This is a genomic window from Hydrogenophaga sp. RAC07 (assembly GCF_001713375.1).
GTDB lineage: Bacteria > Pseudomonadota > Gammaproteobacteria > Burkholderiales > Burkholderiaceae_C > Hydrogenophaga.
In genome coordinates, this window is sequence record NZ_CP016449.1 from 105,001 (window position 1) to 127,537 (window position 22,537).

Sequence of the window (22,537 nt, forward strand, 5' to 3'; positions counted from 1 at the left end):
GGTCGCCTCAGATGAGGTCGCCGAAGCCGGTGTTGCGCACCGTGGCGTTGACGGTCTGTGGCGCGGTCTGGTTGATGTTGATCCAGAACTCGCACACGTGCTTCATGGCGCTGAGGAACTGCGAGAACTCGGTGGGCTTCGCGATGTAGGCGTTGGTGCCGGCGTCGTAGGCGCGCAGCAGGTCGCTGGGCTCGGTGGACGAGGTGAGCACCACCACCGGAATGTTGTGCAGCAGATCGCTGCCCTTGATTTCCTTGAGCACACCGATGCCGTCGAGCAAAGGCATTTTGAGATCAAGCAGGACCAGCACGGGGTTGCTGCCGGAGCGGTTGGTGAAACCGTTGCGCCGGTGCAGGTAGTCCAGCGCCTGCATGCCGTCGGACACGTGGGTGACGCGGCCGTCCAGCCCGTGGCGCGAGAGCGCCAGTTTTGTCAGCTCGGCGTCGTCGGGGTTGTCTTCGACCAGGAGAATCGCGTCGGCATTTTTGCTCATGATTCCAGGGGGGCAGGCATCGAATCCAGGGTGGCGTCCGAAAAACCAGGGCCCTCAAAAGGTAGGGAGAAGTAGAAAACGCTGCCGATACCGAGTTCGCTTTCGGCCCAGATGCTGCCGCTGTGCCGCTCGATGATGCGCCGTGTGAGTGCAAGTCCGATGCCTGTGCCTTCAAATTCCGAGGCCCGGTGCAATCGCTGGAACACGCCAAACAGCTTCTGCGCGTATTTTGTGTCGAAACCCACACCATTGTCACGGACAAAGAAGGTGTAGCCCACCACCGGGTCGACGCTCCAGCCCACCTCGATGCGCGATCGTTCACGTGGCCGGCTGTATTTGTAGGCATTCCCCAACAGGTTGGCCCACACCTCGCGCAGCAACAGGGCGTCGCCCTGCACCACCGGCAGGTCGGAGGCGACCACCCAGTCCACCACGCGGCCTTCGGTGTCGTGGCCGATCTGGGCCACCACCGCTTCCACCAGCAGTTGAAAGTCCACCGGCGTCACATTGACCGCGGCCCGGCCCAGGCGCGAGAACGCCAGCAGGCCGTCGATGAGCTGGCTCATGTGGCGGGCCGAATTGCCAATGGTGTTGAGGTAGCGCGCACTCACCTCGTCGCACTGGCTGCCCATGTGTTCTTCGAGCAGGCTCACAAAGCTGGAGATGTGGCGCAGCGGCGAGCGCAGGTCGTGCGAGACCGAATACGAAAAGGACTCCAGGTCCTTGTTGGCGGCGAGCAGTTGTTCGGTGCGCTCCACGACCCGGTTTTCCAGCTCGTCGTTGATGTTGCGCATCAGGTCGTCGAGCCGCTTGGCGTCGGTCATGTCGCGGTTGATCTTGGCAAAGCCGCGCAGCTCGCCGCTGTCGTCGCGCAAGGCGATCAGCACCGAGTGCGACCAGTACTGCGTGCCGTCCTTGCGCATGTGCCAGTTGTGCAGCTCGTGCTGACCGCGTGATGCGGCCAGGCGCAGCATCTGGTCGGCACGCACCTTGCCGTGTTCCGGGTTGGCCGGGTCGAACAGCACACCGTAGTGGCGGCCCAGCATCTGCGTGGGCGAGTAGCCGTCCATGCGTTGGGCGCTGTCGGTCCAGTCGGTGATCAGGCCGTCGGCATCCATGAAGAAGATGCAGTAGTCGCGCAGGTTGTCCACCATCAGGCGGAAGCGCTGTTCTGCCTCCAGCAACTCGGCCGAACGCTCGCGGATGCGTTCCTCCAGCTCTTCGTTGAGGTTGCTCACGCGTTCTTCGATCAGCTTGCGTTCGGTGATGTCGATGATCTGGACGAACAGGCCCTTGACCTGGCCGTCCTGCACATCGGGCAGGTAGCGCGCGCTCACAAAAATGTGCTTGCCACCCACGGCGGGCCGCCAGGTGGTGAAGTTCTGCTCTTCACCGGCCAGGGCCGCGGCCATGCGCGGCTGGATGTCGTTCCAGACCTCGGGCCGCACGCACTGGCTGATGTGCTGGCCCATGATGCGCACCGGGTCCATGTCGTAGACACGCAGGTGTTCGGCGTTGGCAAACCGGAAGCGCAGGCCGGCGTCGAGGTAGGCGATCAGGCCCGGCACATGGTCGGTGATGGTCTGCAGAAAACGCTGGTTGTCGCGCAGGGAAATCTCGGCCGCCTTGCGGCGCGTGATGTCCACCACCGTGGTGTTGCTGCGCAGAAATTGCCCGTCCGCGTCGCGAACCGCCGACGAAGAGAGCAGCGCATGGAAGGTGCTGCCATCGCGCCGGCGCATGCGGTATTCCACACCCTCCAGCGCATCGTCCTGCAGGATCTTGCGCATGCGGCCTTCAAGCAGGGGGATGTCGGCGGCCGGAATGACGTCGCGAAAGCTCAGCTTGCCCACGACCTCGTCACGGCTGTAACCCAACCACCCCAGCTCGGTGTCGTTGACCGACACAAAGATACCGTTGATGTCCAGCGAGTGGTAGCCGCAAGGCGCCTGGTTGTAGAGCGCCCGCGCCTGACTCAGGGCTTCGTTGAGTTGGCCGTTGGCATGGCTGACCAGGTCTTCCGAGGCTTTGCGCTCGGTGATGTCCAGCATCTGGATGAACAGTCCGGTGACCTCGCCGTTGAGCCGGTAAGGGGTGTAGTCGATGCTGGCGTAGAACGCCGTGCCGTCGGGGAACACACGTTCGCCCTCGAAACGCTGGGCCACACCGGCCAGCGCACCTTCCAGGCGCGGGCGCGCGGCTTCAAAGTCCTGCGGGCGCGCGATCTGGCTCAGGTGCAGGCCCACGAGCTGCTCCGGCGTGCCGTTGAGCCAACGTGCGTAGCTCGCGTTGGCAAAGCGGCAGATCAGTTGGGTGTCGAAGAACGCCAGTTGCACCGGCACGCTGCTGGTGATGGTCTGAAGGAAATTGCGTTGCGCCGCCAGGGCCACCTCGGCCGCCTTGCGCCCGGTGATGTCGACCAGCGTGTTGTTCGTGCGCAGGAACCGGCCCTGGTCGTCCAGCACCGCGGTGGTGTTGAGCAGGCCGATGAAGCCGGTCCCGTCGCGCCGCAGCATGCCGATCTCCGCCGCCTCCAGCGTCTCGCCACGCTTCAGACGCTGCAGGCGCTGCAGGACCTCGTCCAGGTAGGCCGGCTGCACGTGGTCGCGGAAGTGTTTTTTGCCGACCACTTCGTTGCGGTTCTCGTAGCCCAGCCAGGTGAGTTCGGTCTGGTTGATCAGCACATACAGGCCGCTGGCATCCACCGAGTGGTAGCCGCAAGGCGCCTGGTTGTAGGCGATCTGGGCTTCACGCAAGGCGGATTGAATCCGGTTCTTGGCTTCGGCCAGTTCTTCGGTGCGTTGTTGCACGGCGCTTTCCAGTTCGGCATTGAAGCGCTGGATGCTTTCCTGCTGCTGGTGATGCTCGGTGATGTCGCGCGAAACCGCCAGCAGCATCACCGGTTGGCCATGGGTGTCGCAGATGGGCGTCACCATGGTGTCCCACCACTTTGGGGTGCCCTTGAAGGTGGGGCCATAGGCCACGAAGCGCGCGCTTTCCCCTCGCCGGGCCGAGGCGATCGCGCTCACGGCCAGCTGCACGCCATCGTCGGGCCACCAGTCGGTCCACGCGCCCAGGCGCACCTGTTCGAAATCGTCCACCTCCACCAGGCGGCAACCTTGTGCCGTCATCTGCACCACGCGACCTTCAAGATCCAGCACCTTGGTGCAGTCGGGGCTGCTGGCGATGATCTGGCGGTTGAGCTCGTCCTTGATGCGCGCCTCGGCTTCCAGCACGCGCATGGGCGTGATGTCCTGGATGAAGCCGAGTTGGCTGGTGACGTTGCCGTCCTTGTCGCGCAGCGGGGAATTGCGCGCGAGCACATGCACGATCTCGTTGCCTGGCCGGACCAGCCGGAACTCCACGCTCAGGCTCTCGCCGGTGGCGATGCCGCGGATCCAATGCTCCTGCACGCGGGGCAGGTCGTCGGGGTGTACGCGGTCGAGCCAGCCGAAGTTGGGAAATTCGCGTTTGTCGAGCCCGAAGATCTCTTGCAGCCGGGTGTCCACGTGCGTGAGCAGGCCGGCCTGGTCGGTGCGGAAGATGCCGATGGGAAATGCGCTGCCCAGCGCTGCGAACAGCGCCTCGTATTCGAGTTGCGCCGCGGCCACCGGTGAGCCTCGGTCGGCTTCAAGCGCCAGCTCGAGCGAGAGCGGCAGCTCGGCGTGAAAATTCAGATCGCTGGAAGAGCCCTCGTGCAGGCTGCCACCCATGTGCTGGGCGTAGTTGCGTCGCAGGTGCAGGTTTTCGGCCTTGAGGGTCTCGATCTCCAACAGCAGCGCCCGTTCGCGAGCCGAGATCGTTGCCTCGGGTCGGTTGGCTTCAAGACGGCTGTCTTTCGGAGGGAAGAGAGCGCTCATCGATCAACTGTACCCTAGGGGGCACTGTGTTGACCGTGATATTTGCCCCTCAGAACCGTGGCAGTTCCGGGTGCGCCAATTGCCCTCCGCGCACCAGCATTTTTCCGTACTCAGCACAACGTTGCAGGGTGGGAATGACCTTGCCAGGGTTGAGTAGCGATTTGGTATCAAAAGCCCGCTTGACGCTGAACATCTGCTCGTTTTCCTCAGGCGAGAACTGCACGCACATGCTGTTGAGCTTCTCCACACCCACGCCATGCTCGCCCGTGACCGTGCCGCCCATGGCCACGCTGGTCTCCAGGATGTCGGCGCCGAAGAGTTCGCAGCGGTGGAGCTGGTCGGCGTCGTTGGCGTCAAACAGGATCAGCGGGTGCAGGTTGCCGTCGCCCGCGTGGAACACGTTGGCGCAGCGCAGGCCGTACTTCTTTTCCATTTCGGCAATCGCCAGCAGGATGTCGGCCAGGCGCTTGCGCGGGATGGTCGAGTCCATGCACATGTAGTCCGGGCTGATGCGCCCGCTGGCCGGAAACGCGTTCTTGCGCCCGCTCCAGAACCGCAGGCGCTCGGCTTCGTTCTGGCTCACGGCGATGGCGGTGGCGCCGCAGCGCCGCAGCACGTCGCTCATGCGGCCGATTTCTTCTTCCACCTCCTCGGGTGTGCCATCGCTCTCGCAGAGCAGGATGGCCTCGGCGTTGAGGTCGTAGCCCGCGTGCACGAAGTCTTCCACCGCAGCGGTCATGGGTTTGTCCATCATTTCCAGGCCGGCCGGGATGATGCCGGCGGCAATGACACTCGCCACCGCGTCGCCGGCTTTGCGGATGTCGTCGAAGCTGGCCATGATGCAGCGCGCCAGCAGCGGCTTGGGTACCAGCTTCACCGTGACTTCGGTGGTCACGGCCAGCATGCCTTCGCTGCCGATGACGAGCGAGAGCAGGTCGAAGCCGGGCACATCGAGCGCCTCGCCACCAAAGGTGACGGGCTCACCTTCCACGGTGAAGCCGCGCACCTGCAGCACGTTGTGCACCGTCAGGCCGTATTTCAGGCAGTGCACACCGCCGGAGTTTTCCGCCACGTTGCCGCCGATGGTGCAGGCGATCTGGCTGCTCGGGTCGGGCGCGTAGTACAGGCCGTGCGGCGCGGCAGCTTCGGAAATGGCGAGGTTGCGCACACCGGCCTGAACGACGGCGGTGCGGGAGCGCGGGTCGATGTCGAGGATGCGGTTGAACTTGGCCAGCGACATCGTCACACCCAGCGCGTGCGGCATGGCGCCCCCCGACAAACCCGTGCCAGCGCCACGCGCCACCACCGGCACATCGAGCGCATGGCAGGCCCTGAGCACGGCGGCCACCTGCGCTTCGGTCTCGGGCAAGACGACCACCAGCGGGCGCTCGCGGTAGGCCGTGAGGCCGTCGCATTCGTAGGGCACCGTGTCTTCCGCCTGCCAGAGCAGCGCGTGGGCCGGCACCACGGCCTGCAGGGCGCGCACCACCTCGGCCTGGCGTGTTGCGCGCTGGAGCTGGGTGACCTGGGCGGGGGAGGAGGGTGCGTTCATGGCGGGCTCGGGGTGTCTGCAAGGTGGCAGGTCCAGTTTAGGACAACGCTCCCCGGGTGGTTTGAAGAAACTTGCAGCCCCCTTGAAATTTCCGGCGGCCAACATCAATTGATGCGTACCCGGAACCGCCCAGCGGCGGACCTGTTCAATCCCTTTTCAGGAGCATCTGCCATGAACCGTTTGATTGCCCGCAGCAACCTGTTCGATGACTTTTTCAAGGACGTCGCGCCCGGCTTTTACGTCAAGCCCCTGCACGGCGAGGGCTTGCCCGCGCAGATCAGGATCGACGTGAAGGAAACGCCCGAGGCTTATGCGGTGGAAGCCGAGGTGCCAGGCGTGTCGCGTGAGGACATCGAGGTCACCATCGACGGCCCGGTGGTCACTCTGCGCGCCGAGATTCGCCAGCAGGACAGCCAGTCCGAGGGCGAAAAGCTGCTGCGCAGCGAGCGCTACTACGGCGCCGTGTCGCGCAGCTTCCAGCTGCCGCAGGACATCGACAACGCGACGTCGAAGGCGAAGTACGAGAACGGTGTGTTGCAGCTGACACTGCCGAAAAAACTGCCGGCTGCAGGCCAGCGCTTGACCATCGAGTGATCAACTGACGGCCTTCTTGAGCCACTCGGTGAACGCCGCGCACTCCCAGCGGTCCATGGTGCCGGTGCGCCAGCACAGGTAGTGCGCGTGCGGGCTGGGCACGTGGCGGCTGTACAGCGGCACGAGCGTGCCGTGTTCCAGCCACGGTGCGGCCAGCTTGAGCCGCACCAGGGCCACGCCCATGCCGGCGGCGGCGCCGTCGCACATGAGGCCGATGTCGTTGAACTGCGAGCCCTCGTTGGGTTCGGGCCAGTCGAGGTCGTGCGCTGCGAACCAGGTGCGCCAGGGTTCGAGCGGGCTGCGCAGCAGCGGCACGCCTTCGAGGTCTTGCGCCGTGTCGAACGGCCCATGCTCGCGCACGAAGGCCGGTGAGGCCAGCGGCGTCACCTCGTCTTTCATGAGGCAGACGTGTTCCACGTCGGCGTAGCGCCCGGTGCCGAAACGCACCATGAGTTCGGCATCTTCGGCCACCACGTCCAGCAGCGGAATGCTCACCTGCAGCGTGAGGTCGATCTCGGGATAGGCATCGCTGAACTGCTTGAGGCGCGGCAGCAACACCGAGCGCGCAAACGTGGGCGTGACCGCCACCCGCAGCTTGCGCCGCCCGGGCGTGGCGGCGTTGCTTGGAAACTTCTGAAGTGTGGCCAGGCCGTCGCGCACATGGGCCAGGTACTCACTGCCTTCGGTGGTGAGGGAAAAATCGGCTCGCCCGAAGAGCTTGGTGCCCAGGATCTGCTCCAGCTGCTTGATGCGGTGGCTCACCGCGCTGGGCGTCACATTCAATTCGTCCGCCGTCTGCGTCACGCTGCGCAGGCGCGCCAGCGCCTCGAAGGTGAGCAGGCACTGGATCGGCGGGATCCGGATGGTCATGTGCGTCGACGCTGCAGGCGGCGAGACGGGCGAGACGCCGCCGGGCCGCTCCCAAGGCGGCTCAGCCCCCCCGGGGGGCAGCGACCCGCGCAGCGGCGGAGCGTGGGGGCCATGTTCATTTGAAGACGACGGTCTTGTGTCCGTTGAGCAAAACCCGGTGCTCGCTGTGCCACTTCACCGCCCGCGCCAGCACCTGGCTCTCGGTGTCGCGGCCGCGCGCGGTGAGGTCTTCCACCGTGTCGGTGTGGTCCACGCGGGCCACGTCCTGTTCGATGATCGGACCTTCGTCGAGGTCGGCCGTGACGTAGTGGGCGGTGGCGCCGATCAGTTTCACGCCACGGTCGTGCGCCTGGTAGTAGGGCTTGGCGCCCTTGAAGCTGGGCAGGAAGCTGTGGTGGATGTTGATCGCCTTGCCCGCGAGTTCGCGGCACAGCTCGTTGCTCAGCACCTGCATGTAGCGCGCCAGCACCACGAGTTCGGCGCCTTCGCTGCGGATGATGTCGAGCTGCTTCGCTTCGGCCTGCGCCTTGGTGGACGCGGTCACCGGGATGTGGTGGAACGGCACGTTGTAGCTGGCGGCGAGTTGGTAGAACTCGCGGTGGTTGCTGATGATGGCGCGGATGTCCAGCGGCAGCAGGCCGCTTTTCCAGCGGAACATCAGATCGTTGAGGCAGTGGCCTTCCTTGCTGACGAAGATCACGGTGCGCACCGGCTCGGCCAGCGGGTGCAGGCTCCACTGCATGCCGAAGGGCTCGGCAAACAGCTTCAGGCGCAGCCGCAGATCGTCTTGTGTGAGCTGGGCGCAGGCGAACTGCACGCGCATGAAGAACAGGCCGGTGTCGTGGTCGTTGTACTGCGCGGCTTCTTCGATGTTGCCGCCGTGCTCGAACAAGAAACCGGAGACGGCGTGCACGATGCCGGGGCGGTCCTGGCAGGACAGGGTGAGGACATAGGTGTGGTTCATGGCCGGGCGATTGTCGCAGCAAGGGCAGCGGTGGGCCTGCGCGGGGCCTTGGCAGTGGAGCCCCTGCGGGACGAAGCCGGTGCCACAATTCCGGCTTCTCATCAGTGCCGGAGATGCCGCCATGGCCTACAACGACCTTCGCATGGACAACCAGTGGTTGCCCTTCACCCCCAACCGCAGCTTCGCCAAGGATCCACGCATCTTCGTGGCGGCCGACGGCATGCACTTCACCACGCACGACGGCCGCCAGGTCATCGACGGCATTTCCAGCCTGTGGTGCGTGGGCGCGGGCCACAACCGCAAGCCCATCAACGAAGCGATCAAGAAGCAGCTCGACACGCTGGACTACGCCACCGCCTTCAGCGTGAGCAACGACAAGGCCTTTCGCGCGGCTGAAATGATCGCCGCCATGGCGCCGGGCGACCTCAACAAGGTGCTGTTCTGCAATTCGGGCTCGGAGGCGGCCGACACCTCGATGAAGGTGGCTCTGGCCTACCACCGCGCGCGCGGCGAAGGCCACCGCAACATCTTCATCGGCCGCGAGCGCGGCTACCACGGTGTGGGCTTCGGCGGCATGTCGGTGGGGGGCATTCCGGCCAACCGCAAGGTCTACGGCACCAGCCTGCTGCCGCGCGTGGACCACCTGCGTTTCATCCACGACCCGGTCAAGCACGCCTACATCCACAACACCGAACCGGTGTGGGACGAAGACCTGCTGCTGGAGCTGGAGAACCGCATCCTGCCGCTGCACGATCCGAGCAACATCGCGGCCGTGATCGTCGAGCCGGTGGCCGGCAGCGCGGGCTGGTACGTGCCGCCGCAGGGCTACCTGAAACGGCTGCGCGAGATCTGCGACAAGCACGGCATCCTGCTGATCTTCGACGAGGTCATCACCGGCTTCGGCCGTCTGGGCACGGCCTTCGCGTCGGACTACTACGGCGTGCAGCCCGACATGTTGAACTTCGCCAAGGCCGTGACCAACGGCGTGTTCCCGCTGGGTGGCGTGGTCTGCACCGACCGCATCTACGAGTCCATGATGGGCGCACACGGCAGCGCGCCGGAGCACGCCATCGAGTTCTTCCACGGCTACACCTACTCGGGGCACCCGGTGGCCTGCGCGGCGGCCATTGCCACGCTCGATCTGTTCCGCGAAGAAGACCTCTTCAAGCGCGCCGGCGCGATGGGCCCGGTGCTGGGCGACGCGATGCACGCTGCGCTCATGGGTCTGCCCAACGTGATCGGCATCCGCAGCCTGGGCTTGGCCGCGGCGGTCGAGCTGGCCCCCATCGCCGGGCTGCCGGGCAAACGCGCCTTCGATGTGTTCATGGACTGCTACCACCGTGGCGTGCTGGTGCGCAACGCAGGCGAGAACCTGGTGTTCGCACCGCCCTACATCGTCGAGAAATCCCAGATCGAAACGATGGTCGGCACGCTCGCCGACGCCATCAAGCGCGCAGCTTGAGCGTGCTCTTCAGCGCTTGAACTGCTGACGCAGTTCGGCGCAGTGGTCGCGCGGTGGCCGTGCGGGCGTGGGCCACACGGCATCGGCCGGCGGAGCTGTCTTGGCGGCACCCGCCTGGGCCATCACGACGCGGTGGCCCAGTGTTTTGGGCAGGTACAGCGGCACACCCAGGTCGCGCCGCACATGGCCGTTGCCGGCCACCAGCACCACCGTCTTGCCCGCGCCGGCCTTCTCCACGGTGGCCACCACGGTTCGGGCCATGGTGTCGTCGCGTGCGAGTTGAATGCGGGTCATCGGGCCGATCTGGCTCTCGGGCAGCAGGTCGCAGTGGCCTTCGCGGATGCCCTGACGCTGCTCCTGCAGGGCCGCGCTGCCGATGCGGCTTTCCAGCGCATCGGTGGCCATGGCGGGGGTCATCTGGCTGCGCGGCAGGTCACCCCCCAGCACCGGCACGCCGGCGCGCACCGCGGCCATCACCACGGCGCTGTATGCCGGCCAGGGCCATCCACCCTGGTCGGTCCAGTTCAGCGCCTCGCGCACGCGCGCTTCGCTGGCGTCGACGGGCAGGCCGGTGGTCTGGCGGCCTTGTTCGGCCATTTCCATCACCAGCGCCCCCAGCTGCCCGCGCGCCGCCAGGGCCTGTACCACGTCGCGCTGTAGCGCCTGGTGTTCGGGCGCGTCGTGCTGTTCGCCGAGCATGAGGACGGGTGTGGGCATCACACCGGCCAGCAAGGCGGGCACGGACGCAGGCGTTGGATGGGCGCAGGCGGCCAGCAGCGCCACGCTCAAAGCCAGGGAGACAGCAGATCGACAGTTCATCCACGGATACTAAGCGGCCTGCCGCGCTGGGCAGGTGCTTCACATCCGTACCCGAGTGCCTCCCTTGCCTGCCTTTGCCTCTTTCGGCCCCGTTTCGTGGCCGCGCGTTCTCCTCACCCTGTTGCTTGCACTGGCGGCTGCGCTCCTGTGCGTGTGGCTGCGCACGCCCATCCCCTGGATGATCGGCCCGCTGCTGGCGACCTCGCTGGTCTCGGTGCTGGGTGCGCCCACCGAGAGCTGGACGCCGTTTCGCAACAGCGGGCAATGGGTGATCGGCACCGCGCTCGGGCTGTATTTCACGCCCGCCGTGGGCGCGCTGGTGGCCAGCCTGTGGTGGGCCATTGCGCTGGGCATTACCTGGGCGCTGCTGCTGGGCCTGGGCTTTGGCGCGTGGTTGCGCCGGCTGCACGCCGGGCATCTGGCCCACCTGTCACCCGCGCAGTTGCTCAGCACCACCTACTTCGCCGGGGCCATCGGTGGAGCGTCGGAGATGACGTTGATCGCCGAACGCCAAGGCGCCCGCACCGATCTGGTGGCCGCTGCGCACAGCCTGCGGGTGTTGCTGGTCACGCTGACCATTCCGTTTGCGCTGCAGTTCTGGGGCGTGAATGGGCTGGACACGCTCACCTTGGGTCTGCGCGAGGTGCAGGTCTCCGGCCTGCTGATGCTCGCCGGCCTCACGCTGGTGGGTGCGCTGTTCATGCAGTGGTTGGGCCGCGCCAATCCGTGGTTCATGGGTGCCCTGGTGGTCACCATGGTGGTCACGCTCTCGGGCGTGAGCCTGTCCGCCATTCCGCAGCCGCTTTCAAACGCGGCCCAGCTCGTCATCGGCGTGAGCCTGGGCGTGCGCTTCACGCCGGCGTTCGTGCGCACGGCACCGCGCTGGCTGGCCTCGGTGGCCTTCGCCAGCTTTTTCATGATGGGCATCTGTGCGCTCTTTGGATGGCTCTTGTCCAAGGCCACCGGCCTGCACCCCGCCACGCTGTTGCTCGGCACCGCGCCCGGCGGCATTGCCGAGATGGCCATCACCGCCAAGGTGTTGCAACTGGGCGTGCCCGTGGTCACGGCGTTCCAGGTCTGCCGCCTGGTGGCGGTGCTGGTGCTGGCGGAGCCGGTGTACCGCTGGCGATACCGTCAGACGTGAAGGCCGGACGTGAAAAAGCCCGGACAAGCCGGGCTGTCGGAGCAAGCGTGGGACGCTTTCAGTGCATGACCACCGGCATCTGGGCCAGCTCGGCATAACCTTCCAGCGTGTCTTCCACCTCTTCCTGCGAAGGGGTGCTTTGCTGCCAGGCGGTGATCTGGATCTGGAACATCTCGGCCCAGGAGCCGTCGAGATATACCTCTTTGCCCGAGCGCTTGTCCACGATCTCGAAGCCGTGCCGCGGGATCTGAGGACCTTGTGCGGAAGTGTCTTCACCTTCGGCGGGTGCGTTGGCCAGGATGTGGACCACAGCGAAGGCATCCGAGTCGTAGAGCATGTTCATGACTGAAATTCCTTGTGTTGCAAAAGCCGGCTTCCGGTATCACTTATATCGGCAAAAACGGGCCGACTTGAAGTTCTGAGTGCTCTTTACGTGGCAACGTTCCGTCTCATTTCAAGAGGCGTGTGTTTTTCGGCACAAATGAGGCCCAAGGACTACGGCATCCGGCTGAGCTGCTGGTCGGCCACGTCGCCGTTGGCCTGGGTCACCCGCAGGCGCACCGGCAGGTGTTGCAGCTCGGGCGCCAGCCACATCTCCACCGTGCTGTCGAATTCCTTGCGCGGCAGGCGTTTGATCAACCTGGCGCGCATCTCGCCCGCGGGCAGCGACAACGTGGCTTCATCGCCCACCGCAAACCGCCAGATGTCGGCGTCGCCGGTGCCGACCACGGGCATCTCGATGGTCTGCCCGCTGGCGTAGGCCTGCGGTCTGGCCTGCAGCAGGCCGGCGATCTGCAGAAACAGGCTCAGGCGGTCCTGCGCGCCGGGCAGCAACACGGCCTCGGGTGCGTTGTTGCTGAAGCGGATGCGGTTGGTTTGGGCGTCGAAGTGGGCGGCTTTTTCGCTTCGGCTCTTGTCGGCGAAGCGCTCGGGGCTCAGGCCGGCGGGGCCCACCTTGCCCGTGCTGGTCTGCACCCGGCTGCCCAGCAGGAACACCTTCATCTCCATGCGGGCGCTGTAACGGCCTTCAGCCACCGTCCAGTCCAACTGGCCCTCCGCGTTGTACGAAATACCCTTGATGCGGCCGGTCACGGCGTAGTCGAGCCGTGTGCTGGCGGGCGGCTGGGCCGGGGGAAGGGTGCGGGTGGCGGGGGGCGACGCGCGCTTCTTCACGCCTGCGGCGGCCAGCAGCTCGTCGTCAGGAGCCAAAGCCGGTTCGTCGTTCGCTGTGGTTTCGAGCGCTGGCGCCGGTTCGGGCGTGGGGTCGGTCGTGGCAACTTCCGCCCCTGCCACGGCCTCCGCCTCGGCGGGTGCGATGTCCGCGTTGGGCCGTTCATCGCTCAACGCCGTTGGCGCCACGTCGGGTGTCACTTCAACGAGCAACGGTGGTGGTTCGGCCGGCACTTCGCGACTGGATGTCGGGGCCAGGGTCGGGGCCGGGATCGGGATCGGGATCGGGGCTGCTGCGCGCGTCGGTTTCGCGCGTGCAGCAGCGGGTTCCGCAGCCTTTGCCGGCACGATCCAGCGCACGGTGCTCACGCGCGTCGCCGGCAGATGCGATGTCTCGGGCGCTGGCATTGCACGGTCGCCATGAGCGCTCGCCTGTGCGGCGGTCGCAGTGGGCAGCACAGGCGCCGACGCAGTGGCCGAACTCCATGACACCGGTCCCAGCAGCAGCGCCAGGTGCACGCCCGCCACGGTGGCCACCAGCGCCAGCAGGATGGGCCAGCGCGGTGCCGGGGCGGGAGTGCGCGCAGGCCTCATGGGCTCTGGGCGGGCGGTCGGTAGCCGAGGTCGGCGCTGAGCTGGTGGGCGCACTGGAGCACGGCGGCGGCCGGGGCGCTCGTCCACTCGGTGTCCAGCGTGGCCACCGAGCCCAGCACCACCAGGCCCAGTGCCAGGCGACCTTGCGCGTCGAACACCGGCGCACAGAACCCCCCCACACCGGGCAGCAAGCTGTGCACCACACGCGCGAGGCCGCGACGCCGTGTCTCGTCCATCAGCGCCTGCACCTCTTGAGGGCTGTGCGGCACATCCACCAGCGGCAGGCCGCTGCGCGGGAGTTTTTTCAGGCGGGCCAGTTCGTCGCGCACCATGGGGCCGATGCGCTGGGCGTCCCGCCCTTCGTCACCCATGAAGGCGGCAAAACAACGGCCTGTGGCCGAAGTGAGCAATGGCATCACGTCGCCCAGGCGCAGCGTGACCGGCACGGTCTGGGGGGCTTCGATCCAGTGCACCATGGTCGGTCCCTGGTTGCCCCACACCGCAATGGCCAGCGTGTGGCCAGTCTTGCTGATCAAGGAGTCCATGCGCTCGCGCGCCAGCTTCACCGCGTCGATGCGCGAGAGGCTGGCCAGGCCCAGGCGCAACGCCGCCGGGCCGAGGTCGTAGCGGGTGCTCACGGGGTCCTGCACCACCAGGCCCATGCGCTGGAAGCTCACCAGGTAGCGGTGCGCCTTGGCCGCGCTCATGCCGGCGGCTGCAGCAAGGTCTCGCAACATCAGCGCGCCCGGCGCTTCGGACAAGGCGTTGAGCAACTCGAAGCCCACCTCCACCGACTGGATGCCCGCGCGTTGCGGCTCGTCCTCGTCCGTTTCCGGGGCGGTGGGGGGCAGGAGGGCGTTGGGTTGGGTGGTGGACATGGGCGACGTTGAGCAGGTAAGACGGTCGGCGGGCGAACAGGTTCAACACAATGTGTGCCTTGCCACCCGGCTTGGCAGGTCATCGCCTAGAATCCTAGTTTACGAATAGGTTAATCGATTTCACTAAACGTAACCACCGGCCAAACTTCAACGCAACCAGCAGGAGACTCTGATGAAACTCGCCACCTACAAAGACGGCTCACGCGACGGACAGCTCGTTGTGGTCTCGCGCGACCTGAGCACGGCGCATTATGCGACCGGCATCGCGCACAAATTGCAGCAGGCCCTGGACGACTGGAACTTCATCAGTCCCCAACTGCACGACCTCTACGTGACCCTCAACCAGGGCAAGGCGCGCCACGCGTTTCCTTTCGATCCAGCCATGTGCATGGCGCCGCTGCCCCGCGCTTACCAGTGGGCCGACGGCTCGGCCTACATCAACCATGTGGAGCTGGTGCGCGCGGCGCGCAGCAGCGAGGTGCCGCAGTCGTTTTACACCGACCCGCTGATGTACCAGGGCGGCAGCGACGACTTCATCGGGCCTGTCGACGACGTGGTGGTGGCCAGCGAAGACTTCGGCATCGACTTCGAGGCCGAGATCGCGGTGGTGACCGGAGATGTGCCCATGAGAGCCACACCCGAGCAGGCGCTGGACGGCATCCGCCTGCTGATGCTGGCCAACGACGTCTCGCTGCGCAACCTGATCCCGGCCGAGCTCGCCAAGGGCTTCGGATTCTTCCAGAGCAAACCGGCCACGGCGTTCAGCCCGGTGGCCATCACGCCCGACGAGCTGGGCGACGCCTGGCAGGGTGGGCGTGTGCACCTCACGCTGCAAAGCACCTGGAACGGCCGCAAGGTCGGCATGTGCGAAGCCGGCCCCGAGATGACCTTCCACTTCGGGCAACTGATCGCCCACATCTGCAAGACGCGCAACGTGCGCGCCGGCTCCATCGTGGGCAGCGGCACGGTGAGCAACAAGAGCGTGGAGGTGGACGGCCGCAAGGAATGGCCCAAGGGCTACAGCTGCATCGCCGAGAAGCGCGCGATCGAAACCATCCTTGATGGCCAGCCATCCACCGCCTTCATGAAGTTCGGCGACACCATCCGCATCGAGATGAAGGGCAAGGACGGTCAGAGCATCTTCGGTGCGATCGACCAGAAGATTTCACCGCTGGCATGACCATCCCAGGGCACCGCGGAACCGGCTTTGCCGGGCCGCCAGTGCCGCCCCTGGAGGGGTCGCGCGCAGCGCGGCGGGGGGAGTCAGTCAGCTGGCGTAAACCGCGTCGAGCGAAGCAAACCCCTTGACCTCGATCGGGTTGCCGAAGGGGTCGCAGAAGAACATCGTCCATTGCTCGCCTGGTTGCCCTTCAAAGCGCACCTGGGGCGGCAGCACGAACTCGACACCGGCTTGCTCGAGGCGTTCGGCGAGCGCTTTCCATTCGGGCAGCAACAACACCAGACCGAAGTGCGGCATGGGCACCAGGTGCTCGCCCACACGCCCGGTGCGCGTGGTCTTGAACGGTTCGCCCAGGTGCAGCGAGATCTGGTGGCTGAAGAAGTCAAAGTCGACCCAGGTGTCGGTGCTGCGCCCCTCGGTGCAAGCGAGCACACCGCCGTAGAAGCGGCGCGCCTCCATCAGGTCGGTCACATGGAAGGCGAAATGGAACAGGCTTCGGGTGGACAGTGTGGTGGCTGGGTCGTTCATGCCGTCAGCATACCCAGTCGCGGCAGGCCTCAGTGCTCCGCCTTGGTCTGGCAGTCAATACAGCGCATGGCCGTGGGGTTGGCATGCAGTCGTGCGGCGGGGATGGACACACCGCAATCGACACACAGACCAAAGCTGCCGTCGGCGATGCGCTTGAGCGCGGCGTCGATCTCGATCAGTTCGGCCGACTCGCGCTCCTCCAGTGCAAAGCTCAGCTCGCGCTCGGTGTTGGCCTGGGCTTGGTCGTCGCTGCCATTGCCGAGCGCTTCGGCCGCCGATTCCGCCCGGCTCATGGCCCCGCCGTGCTGGGCGCGCAACTGGGCGAGCAAGTCGGTGCGCATCTCCTGAAGCTGGGCGGTGAAGGTGTCGGATATGTGGGCGGTCATTCGGTTCTCCTCAAGAAATGCAGGCCGTGTGATGACCTTGTGCATGTTTCATGTTGCGCCTTTCAGCGCCCGCCCGCCTTGATGCACGTCAATCACAATCGACCGGCTGGAAGGGTGCGCAACGTACCCCTGATTCATAACCCGATTCCCCGAGGAGACCCTGATGACCACCGTGGATTACAGCCGCTACCAGACCCTGGACATCACCCGCCGAGGACCCGACGTGGACGGTGTGCCCTCCGTGCTCGACATCCGCATGCGCGCCGACGGACCCGGCGGCAACGGCAAGCTGCCCACCGCCGGCCATGAGGGCCACTGGGAACTGAGCGAGATCTGGCGCGACGTGGGACGCGACGACAGCGTGCGTTGCGCTGTGCTGCGCGGCAGCGGCCTCGGCTTTTCGGGTGGGGGTGATCTTGCGCTGGTGCAAGACATGGCGACCGACTTCGAGGTGCGCACACGCGTGTGGAAGGAGGCGCGCGACCTGGTCTACAACGTGATCAACTGCGACAAACCCATCGTGAGCGCCATGCACGGCCCGGCCGTGGGCGCGGGCCTGGTGGCCGGCTTGCTGGCCGACATCTCGATCGCCGCGAAGAGCGCCAGGATCGTCGACGGCCACACACGCCTGGGTGTCGCCGCAGGGGATCATGCGGCCATCGTCTGGCCACTTTTGTGCGGCCTGGCCAAGGCCAAGTACTACCTGCTGCTGTGCGACCCCATCAGCGGCGAAGAAGCCGAGCGCATCGGGCTGGTGTCGTTGGCGGTGGAGGAAGACCAGTTGCTCGACAAGGCCTATGAAGTGGCCGACCGGCTGGCCAGCGGCAGCCAGACCGCGATCCGCTGGACCAAGTATTCGCTCAACAACTGGCTGCGCCAGGCCGGGCCTGCCTTCGACACCTCGCTCGCACTGGAATTCATGGGTTTTGCCGGTCCCGACGTGCGCGAAGGTGTGGCATCCTTGCGTGAACGTCGAGCCCCCCGCTACGGCGTGGACGGCTGAGACCCGGCAGCACGGCAGTCGCCCCTGAACCCCCACAGGAGACACCCATGAGCGACGCGCCCAGCAGTGGTTTTGGCAAGTTCGTGCCCGGCTTCGAGTTCCTTCAAAACCTCGCGGGCCAGGCCGCCGGTGGCGTGGCCCAGGGCATCGGACAGAACATCCCGCAGTTGCCCAACCTGGGCAGTTGGGTGGCCCCCACCTTCAACGTGGAAGACCTGGAAAAACGCATCGAGGAACTCAAGGCGGTGCATTTCTGGCTCGACCAGAATTCCAAGGCCCTGGGCGCCACGATCCAGGCGCTCGAAGTGCAGAAGATGACGCTCTCCACCCTCAAGAGCATGAACTTCAGCATGGGCGATGTGGCCAACGCGCTGAAGATCAAGGCGGCCGACACGCTGGCCAGTTTCACGGGTGCCGCGCCTGCCGCGCCCGCCCAGTTCGCGGGGCTCGAGATTCCGCCGCGCACCTACGGCAACGCGCCTGTGGCCGAACCCGATGAGGCCGCAGAGGAAGAAGAGGAAGAACCAGCGCCGGAGCCGGCACCGCGCAGCAAGGTCCGAAAAACGGCTGCCGCCGCACCGCCGGCCACCGGTGGCGTGGTCGACCCGATGCAGTGGTGGGGCGCCATTTCGCAGCAGTTCCAGCAGATCGCCGGCAACGCCATGAAAGACGTGGCCAAACAGACCGCGCTGGACACCACGCGCCAGGTGGCCTCGGGCCTGACCGACCAGGCGGTGAAAGCCGCCACCGGCATGGCCGGCAAGGCCGCGCGCAGCATCGGCGGCTCGGTGGCGCGCAACGTGGGCACAGCCGCCGGCGTGGGCCGCGCGGCTGCGAGGGCCGTGACCGCGCCCGCCAAAAAGGCAGCGCCCCGGCCGGCGGCCAAGAAAGCGCCCACGCGCGCATCAGCGGCCAAGACGCCGACCCGCGCTGCCGCGGCGCAACCCATGGCCGCGGGCGACTGGACCATGCCGACCGCGTTTTTCCCCGGCTTTGCCGCACTGCAGCCTGCTGCGCCGCAGGCCAGACCCCCACGCAAAGCCGCTGCCAAAAAAGGCGGCGCCCGCAAGACCACATCCCCGAAACCCGCTGCCCGCAAAACCGCAGCTGCCAAATCCAACCGCCGGCGCTGAACCCTTGCGCTTTTGGCGGGTCGACTTCCGATGAAACTCTTTCCCCACGCCCACGCCACCCACCCGCAATGGCGCATGGCCGCCGCCCTGGTGCTGGCACAGCTGCGCGGCCAGATGGCCCTGCCCGACCACGCCAAGGCGCCCTCGCTGGCCTTGCTCTACATCACCGACCACTACGCGGCTGACGCCCAGGCTATCTTGGAGCACCTGAGCGCCGAGCTGCCCGAGGTGACCGACTGGGCCGGCACGGTGGGGGTGGGGGTGTCGGCGAACAACGTGGAGTATTTCGACGAACCCGCCCTGTGCGTGATGCTGTGCGACCTGAGCCACGACCAGTACCGCGTGTTCAGCGGTGTGGCGCCGCTCGCGGCGAGCGGACGCGCGGCCGGATCGGGCGGCTTCGTGGCCCACACAGCGCTGTTGCACGCCGACGGCGGCACGCCCGAACTCAACGAGTTGATCGCCGAGGTGGCCGACCGCACCACCAGCGGCTATGTGTTTGGTGGCTTGGCGGGCAGCCGCGCCACCAGCGTGCAGTTCTCGCTTGGCAGCGCGGGCAACCTGCGCGGGCAGGGGGCGTCCAGCGGCGTGTTTCATGGTGGCTTGAGCGGCGTGGCCTTCGGGCCTGACGTCGGCATCGTTTCGCGCGTGACGCAAGGCGCGCAGCCGGTGGACAAGGAACGCACCGTCACTGCGTCCGACGGCAACCTGGTGCTTGAGCTCGATGGTGAGCCTGCGCTGGATGTGCTGCTGCGCGAACTCGAGATTTCACTGGAGCAGCCCGAGCGGGCCATGCCACGCCTGCGCGCCACGCTGGTGGGCCTCACGCAGCCGCATCCCGATGTGGATGTTGAACTGCCGGCCAGCGGCCCGCACCTGCGGGGCCAGTTCGGTGCCGAGGTCATGGTGCGCCACCTGATCGGCCTGGACCCGGGCCGCCGCGGCGTGGCCATTGGTGATGTGGTGCCCGAGGGCACGCGGCTGGCGTTTTGCGAACGCAACGTGCAGGCCGCGCGGGCCGACCTGATCCGCGTGTGTTCGGAGGTGCGCGAAGAACTCGAGCCCGAAGAGCTCAGCCTGACCATGGCCAGCGCGCTGACCGCCGCCGAGGCAGAGGCCTCGCCGCACCTGGCGCGGCGCATCGCGGGCGCCATCTACGTGAGCTGTGCCGGCCGGGGCGGGCCGCATTTCGGCAGCCCGAGCGCCGAGCTGCAGGTGGTGCGGCGCGCCCTGGGCGACGTTCCGCTGGTGGGCTTTTTTGCCGGAGGCGAGATCGCGCACCACCGGCTCTACGGGTACACCGGCGTGCTGACGGTGTTCACCATGCCGGCGGCCTGAACCCTTCGTTGACGATCAGGCGGGTTTGGCGGCGCGTGCGCGCGCCCGCTCCAGCGTGCGGTTCGCGTCGGCCCCGCCCATGCCGTACATCTCGGCGAACTCGTCCACCGTTTTGCCGCTGGCTTCAAACGCGCGCAGCAGCGCCGCGTCCTTGGCCGCGCGGGCGACCACCGCGTCCAGCGCTTCCTGGGTCAGCGCGTTCACCGCTTCATCGCGCGTCAGCACCAGCGCAGCGTAGGCTTCTGCGCCCAGGCCGGAGGCTTCAAACGCCTGCTCGATGCGCTGGCGCAGTTTGGGCCGCAGGTCTTGCGGTGCGCGGCCCTGGCGGCGGCGAAACACCTCCACCAGCGCGTGGTGCACATGCTCAGGCGCCAGGTCTTCCACCGGCTGGCCGCTCAAGTCGCAGCGCGGGTGGCCGCTGGCCACGGCGGTGAGGTAACGGGTCGAGCGCGTGTGCAGTGCCAGCGCGGCTTTCAGGCCGTCCTTGTCCAGCGTGTCGGGGTGCGCTTCGAGCAGGTCCTGGAAGATGCCGCGTTTCATGGGCAGAAACTCGGCGCCGAACAGCGCCGGGTACAGCGCCGCCAGCTGGTCGAGCATGGGGTGAGGGGCGCCGGTGGGTGGTTTGGCACCGCCGCGCTGTGCGCCCTGGGGCGCAGGGCCACGGCGGTTGCGCCCGCCGCGAGCAGGTGGGCGGTTCCCGGTGTCGGATTCGGCGGGCGCCGGCGCTGCGGCGTCGGTGGGTTCGGAAGCGTTCGGATTCATGGTGTCCTGCATTCAGGCGGTCGAGCAAAGCCCGACATCATGCCAGCCGGGCTGCATCAGCGCCGCAGTTGTCCAAACGCTTCGAATTCCCAGCTGCGCATGGCCAGCACCAGGGTGTAGCCCTCGCGGTCCTTCTCTGCCAGCTTCTGGTCGGTCTGGTGCTGCTGCGCAAAGTCCTGCGCCACGCGCTGCAAGCGCTCCATGAACATGGGCGCGAGCGTGCGGCTCACCGAACCGTGCACCAGCATCAGGCCCTCGCCCGTGCCGTCAAAGCCGCCGCGAAAGTAGTCGAGCAGGGCGTGGTCGCGGAAGTAGTTCATCACCGGGCCGTGCGGCCGCCAGCGGAAGGTCTTGGCCAGCTTGAGCCGGTATCGGTTGAGCGGGCGCAGTTCGATGATGCCGATGCGGTCGAGCTGCGCCAGGCTCTTCACGCAGTCGGCTTCGCTCAGGCGGTAGCGCGCGGTGATCTGCTCCAGCGTCCATTGGCTCAGCACGCAGATGGCCACCAGCAACAGCTTCTTGTCGGCCACGACCGCCCGCTCCTGCTCCTGCGTCATTTCGCGCAAGAGGGGCTGGGCGTCGGCCACGCGACGCGCGAGGTCGGCAAAGTCCAGCCGCATGGCGCGGCAGATCGCGTCCACCTTGGACAGCGACATGTCGCCCTTGGCCAACATGCGTTTCACGCTCGATTCGGCCATGCCCATGGCCTGCGCCAGGTCGGCGTAGGTCATGCGCGCGGCCTTGAGTTCCAGCTTGAGGGCGGTGACGAGGTCGGTGGTGGTGCTCATGGTTGTCGTCCCATCGGGTATCACTGATCGATACTTGTTCGTGATGGATTGGTCACTGTATCGGAATTCGAGACCTTGTGGCCGCCGCCGCAAGACACTCCCGCCAGCCAGTTTGCGGCTGTTCATCTGGAGTTCGACACATGTTCCCGACTTCGCCTGTCTTCTCTGTTCCCCCGACTCGCGGTCCCTTTTCACCGGCGGTGTTCACCCTGATGGCCGGCAGCCTGCTCACGCTGTGGGTCTTCGCGTGGCTGCTCGGGCCCACCGTGGCCTCGTTGCTGGACCTCTCGCTCAACCCGCAGGGGCATGCGCCATTGCATGCGCACGGACACCCCTTCGTGGATGCCCGCGGCTGGTGGGGCGTGCCCAACACGCTGGACGTGTTGAGCAATCTGCCGCTGGTGATCGCTGGCGTCGCGGGGTTTTGGTGTTTGCGAGGGCGCACGCCGGACCCGTCCACAGGCCACGCACTGCGTGTCTTTTTTGCCGGTCTGATCCTCTCGGGCCTGGGCTCGGCCACCTACCACTGGGCGCCCGACGCCGGCTCGCTGGTGATCGATCGCCTGGGCATGGCGGTGGCCTTTGGCGGCGTGTTGACGCTGTCGGTGGCCGAGCGAGTCGGGCAGCAAGAGGCGCGCTGGTTTCTGCCCACCGTGTTGGTGTTGGGGCTGGTTTCGGCGGTCTTGCCTCACCTGCAGGGCAATGTGCTGCCCTGGGCGGTGGTGCAGTTCGGCGGCATGGGGCTGGTGGTGTGGGCGGCGACGCGCAGGCCCGTGCAAGGCGCCCTCGGTGTGTCACTGGCTGGCCTGATCGCGTGGTATGCCGTGGCCAAGCTGCTGGAGTTCGGTGACGAGGCCGTGTTCCGCGCCACGGGTGAATGGGTGTCGGGCCACAGCCTCAAGCACGCCGCGGCGGCTTGTGCCGCGCTGCCGATACTGGTGGGGTTGAGGCGGCGTGGGCTCGGTGACAATGCGCCCGTCCATCCCGCGGCGATGGGCTGAGAGCCGACTCACAACCTC

Annotated in this window: 21 protein-coding genes; 8 read left to right on the forward strand and 13 right to left on the reverse strand. The window is 66.6% G+C overall.

The annotated features are described in order from the left end of the window. Nucleotides 1-7 precede the first annotated feature (7 nt). The 3 genes from BSY239_RS00415 to BSY239_RS00425 are packed head-to-tail and all read right to left on the reverse strand — an operon-like array spanning nucleotide 8 to nucleotide 5,905. Nucleotides 8-493, reverse strand: a complete 486-nt coding sequence (locus BSY239_RS00415) for a response regulator (protein ID WP_069045096.1) — start codon at nucleotides 491-493, stop codon at nucleotides 8-10. Continuing rightward, complete coding sequence (locus tag BSY239_RS00420; protein WP_069045097.1) at nucleotides 490-4,353, reverse strand: PAS domain-containing sensor histidine kinase; 3,864 nt, start codon at nucleotides 4,351-4,353, stop codon at nucleotides 490-492. The genes BSY239_RS00415 and BSY239_RS00420 overlap by 4 nt, the downstream gene beginning before the upstream one ends. Before the next feature lie 49 nt (nucleotides 4,354-4,402). Beyond that, complete coding sequence (locus BSY239_RS00425) at nucleotides 4,403-5,905, reverse strand: FAD-linked oxidase C-terminal domain-containing protein (RefSeq protein ID WP_069045098.1); 1,503 nt, start codon at nucleotides 5,903-5,905, stop codon at nucleotides 4,403-4,405. 171 nt (nucleotides 5,906-6,076) lie between these two features. On the opposite strand from BSY239_RS00425, the gene BSY239_RS00430 reads away from it, so the two are divergent. Then, the gene (locus BSY239_RS00430; protein WP_069045099.1) at nucleotides 6,077-6,499 is read left to right on the forward strand and encodes an Hsp20/alpha crystallin family protein; all 423 of its coding nucleotides are present in this window, start codon (nucleotides 6,077-6,079) and stop codon (nucleotides 6,497-6,499) included. Here the strand turns inward: BSY239_RS00430 and BSY239_RS00435 are convergent, their stop codons facing one another. Together BSY239_RS00435 and purU are read right to left on the reverse strand one after the other, a co-directional pair. Further along, nucleotides 6,500-7,369, reverse strand: a complete 870-nt coding sequence (locus BSY239_RS00435; protein WP_069045100.1) for a LysR substrate-binding domain-containing protein — start codon at nucleotides 7,367-7,369, stop codon at nucleotides 6,500-6,502. Nucleotides 7,370-7,484: 115 nt separating this feature from the next. Further along, complete coding sequence (purU, locus tag BSY239_RS00440) at nucleotides 7,485-8,333, reverse strand: formyltetrahydrofolate deformylase (protein ID WP_069045101.1); 849 nt, start codon at nucleotides 8,331-8,333, stop codon at nucleotides 7,485-7,487. A gap of 121 nt (nucleotides 8,334-8,454) precedes the next feature. Here purU and BSY239_RS00445 point away from each other — a divergent pair, with 121 nt between their 5' ends. Then, on the forward strand, nucleotides 8,455-9,795 hold the full coding sequence (locus BSY239_RS00445; protein ID WP_069045102.1) for an aminotransferase class III-fold pyridoxal phosphate-dependent enzyme: 1,341 nt from the start codon (nucleotides 8,455-8,457) through the stop codon (nucleotides 9,793-9,795). A 9-nt stretch (nucleotides 9,796-9,804) separates the two neighbouring features. Here the strand turns inward: BSY239_RS00445 and BSY239_RS00450 are convergent, their stop codons facing one another. Further along, nucleotides 9,805-10,614 carry a ChaN family lipoprotein gene (locus BSY239_RS00450; protein ID WP_069045103.1) on the reverse strand — a complete coding sequence of 270 codons (810 nt, stop codon included), beginning with the start codon at nucleotides 10,612-10,614 and terminating at the stop codon, nucleotides 9,805-9,807. Nucleotides 10,615-10,735: 121 nt separating this feature from the next. Here BSY239_RS00450 and BSY239_RS00455 point away from each other — a divergent pair, with 121 nt between their 5' ends. Then, entirely contained in the window at nucleotides 10,736-11,758 is a 1,023-nt protein-coding gene (locus BSY239_RS00455) for an AbrB family transcriptional regulator (protein WP_335583414.1), read from the forward strand. A gap of 58 nt (nucleotides 11,759-11,816) precedes the next feature. Here BSY239_RS00455 and BSY239_RS00460 read toward each other — a convergent pair whose 3' ends face one another. The 3 genes from BSY239_RS00460 to BSY239_RS00470 all read right to left on the reverse strand — a co-directional run bounded on the left by BSY239_RS00460 (nucleotide 11,817) and on the right by BSY239_RS00470 (nucleotide 14,400). After that, entirely contained in the window at nucleotides 11,817-12,101 is a 285-nt protein-coding gene (locus BSY239_RS00460; protein ID WP_069045105.1) for a BTH_I0359 family protein, read from the reverse strand. A gap of 152 nt (nucleotides 12,102-12,253) precedes the next feature. Then, complete coding sequence (locus BSY239_RS00465) at nucleotides 12,254-13,522, reverse strand: DUF3108 domain-containing protein (RefSeq protein ID WP_083239728.1); 1,269 nt, start codon at nucleotides 13,520-13,522, stop codon at nucleotides 12,254-12,256. Beyond that, nucleotides 13,519-14,400, reverse strand: coding sequence for an IclR family transcriptional regulator (locus BSY239_RS00470; RefSeq protein WP_069045107.1), 882 nt, complete (start codon nucleotides 14,398-14,400; stop codon nucleotides 13,519-13,521). Before BSY239_RS00470 ends, BSY239_RS00465 begins: the two co-directional genes overlap by 4 nt. Before the next feature lie 172 nt (nucleotides 14,401-14,572). Between BSY239_RS00470 and BSY239_RS00475 the strand changes: the two genes are divergently transcribed. Continuing rightward, nucleotides 14,573-15,580 carry a fumarylacetoacetate hydrolase family protein gene (locus tag BSY239_RS00475; RefSeq protein ID WP_069045108.1) on the forward strand — a complete coding sequence of 336 codons (1,008 nt, stop codon included), beginning with the start codon at nucleotides 14,573-14,575 and terminating at the stop codon, nucleotides 15,578-15,580. An 87-nt stretch (nucleotides 15,581-15,667) separates the two neighbouring features. On the opposite strand, the gene BSY239_RS00480 is transcribed toward BSY239_RS00475, so the two are convergent. Together BSY239_RS00480 and BSY239_RS00485 are read right to left on the reverse strand one after the other, a co-directional pair. Then, on the reverse strand, nucleotides 15,668-16,108 hold the full coding sequence (locus BSY239_RS00480; RefSeq protein ID WP_069045109.1) for a VOC family protein: 441 nt from the start codon (nucleotides 16,106-16,108) through the stop codon (nucleotides 15,668-15,670). 29 nt (nucleotides 16,109-16,137) lie between these two features. Beyond that, complete coding sequence (locus BSY239_RS00485; protein WP_069045110.1) at nucleotides 16,138-16,494, reverse strand: TraR/DksA family transcriptional regulator; 357 nt, start codon at nucleotides 16,492-16,494, stop codon at nucleotides 16,138-16,140. Nucleotides 16,495-16,666: 172 nt separating this feature from the next. On the opposite strand from BSY239_RS00485, the gene BSY239_RS00490 reads away from it, so the two are divergent. The 3 genes from BSY239_RS00490 to BSY239_RS00500 are packed head-to-tail and all read left to right on the forward strand — an operon-like array spanning nucleotide 16,667 to nucleotide 19,968. Beyond that, on the forward strand, nucleotides 16,667-17,497 hold the full coding sequence (locus tag BSY239_RS00490) for an enoyl-CoA hydratase/isomerase family protein (RefSeq protein ID WP_069048681.1): 831 nt from the start codon (nucleotides 16,667-16,669) through the stop codon (nucleotides 17,495-17,497). A 47-nt stretch (nucleotides 17,498-17,544) separates the two neighbouring features. Continuing rightward, nucleotides 17,545-18,630 carry a PhaM family polyhydroxyalkanoate granule multifunctional regulatory protein gene (locus tag BSY239_RS00495; RefSeq protein WP_069045111.1) on the forward strand — a complete coding sequence of 362 codons (1,086 nt, stop codon included), beginning with the start codon at nucleotides 17,545-17,547 and terminating at the stop codon, nucleotides 18,628-18,630. Nucleotides 18,631-18,660: 30 nt separating this feature from the next. Next, the gene (locus BSY239_RS00500) at nucleotides 18,661-19,968 is read left to right on the forward strand and encodes an FIST signal transduction protein (RefSeq protein ID WP_069045112.1); all 1,308 of its coding nucleotides are present in this window, start codon (nucleotides 18,661-18,663) and stop codon (nucleotides 19,966-19,968) included. 15 nt (nucleotides 19,969-19,983) lie between these two features. On the opposite strand, the gene BSY239_RS00505 is transcribed toward BSY239_RS00500, so the two are convergent. Further along, a complete protein-coding gene (locus tag BSY239_RS00505) occupies nucleotides 19,984-20,730 on the reverse strand; it encodes a ProQ/FINO family protein (RefSeq protein WP_236944122.1) in 747 nt (248 codons plus the stop codon). Nucleotides 20,731-20,786: 56 nt separating this feature from the next. Next, complete coding sequence (locus BSY239_RS00510; protein WP_069045114.1) at nucleotides 20,787-21,518, reverse strand: helix-turn-helix domain-containing protein; 732 nt, start codon at nucleotides 21,516-21,518, stop codon at nucleotides 20,787-20,789. A 200-nt stretch (nucleotides 21,519-21,718) separates the two neighbouring features. Here BSY239_RS00510 and BSY239_RS00515 point away from each other — a divergent pair, with 200 nt between their 5' ends. After that, nucleotides 21,719-22,519, forward strand: a complete 801-nt coding sequence (locus BSY239_RS00515; protein ID WP_083239729.1) for a hypothetical protein — start codon at nucleotides 21,719-21,721, stop codon at nucleotides 22,517-22,519. Nucleotides 22,520-22,537 lie beyond the last annotated feature (18 nt).